Here is a 991-nt window from a genome sequence, read left to right on the forward strand (position 1 = left end):
TTTTCTATCAGTACCAAATATTATAGAACCGCTTTTTTGCTAGGACTGTTTTTTACATTAAAAATTTGCTATGATAAGTGGCGAAGAGAGTAGAGAGGATGAGCTCTAATGTCAAAATTGGTTCTTTTACGTCATGGTCAAAGTTTGGCAAATAAAGTCAATGAATACACGGGGTGGTCAGACTCCCCGCTGACAGAGTATGGGATTAAGCAAGCTCATGAAGCAGGCAAATTACTGCTAAAACAGCAACTTGAATTTACTGATATTCATACTTCGGTTTTGGTCCGTGCTATTAAAACGTCCAACATTGTTCTGGATGAATTACACCAGTCATATATCCCAATTCATAAAACTTGGCGTTTAAATGAGCGCCATTATGGTTCATTGCGAGGCTGGAACAAAGATGACACCCGTAAAATTTTCGGAGTCGAGCAGGTTGCTTTGTGGAGACGCTCTTATTATGCAGTACCTCCTAAGTTGGAATTTCCAGACCGAGACCGTCGTTATGCTAATTTACCGGATAGTTCATTACCGTTGGCGGAAAGTTTGGCAATGGCGACGGATCGGATCGTGCCTTATTGGATAGATTCAATTGCCCCTAAATTGTTGACGGATAAAAATCAGCTAGTAGTCGCTCATGGCAGCACGGTGCGTGCGATGATCAAATTTATCGAGCAGATCAGCGACAAGGATATTGATGGAGTCGAAGTTGCTAATGGTGAACCGATTATTTACACTTTCGATGACAAATTAAATTTACAAGACAAACAAATAATTACGCATTAAATCAAGTGATCACGGAACTTTAGATAACGGTGCTTCTTGGCTATTAGGGCTGAGAGGCTTTTTGTTTGGACTGAATTGTTGAGTCAGAGCAGCAGAATGAGTGGTGAAATTTGTTTAATTTGAGAGAAATGTGATGCAAAGTCGGGCGAAGTAAGCGTCACAAGTTGGAATGTGACGCAAACTTCGGTGAAGTAAGTGTTACAAG

1 protein-coding gene is annotated in these 991 nt (G+C 40.6%); it reads left to right on the forward strand.

The features are described 5' to 3' along the window. The first annotated feature begins 108 nt into the window (after window positions 1-108). Window positions 109-786: a 2,3-bisphosphoglycerate-dependent phosphoglycerate mutase gene (locus FC65_RS10820; protein WP_056972753.1), complete on the forward strand. Its 678-nt coding sequence runs from the start codon at window positions 109-111 to the stop codon at window positions 784-786. The last annotated feature ends 205 nt before the right edge of the window (window positions 787-991 follow it).

Origin of the sequence: Ligilactobacillus acidipiscis DSM 15836 (genome assembly GCF_001435755.1) — a bacterium.
Lineage (GTDB): Bacteria > Bacillota > Bacilli > Lactobacillales > Lactobacillaceae > Ligilactobacillus > Ligilactobacillus acidipiscis.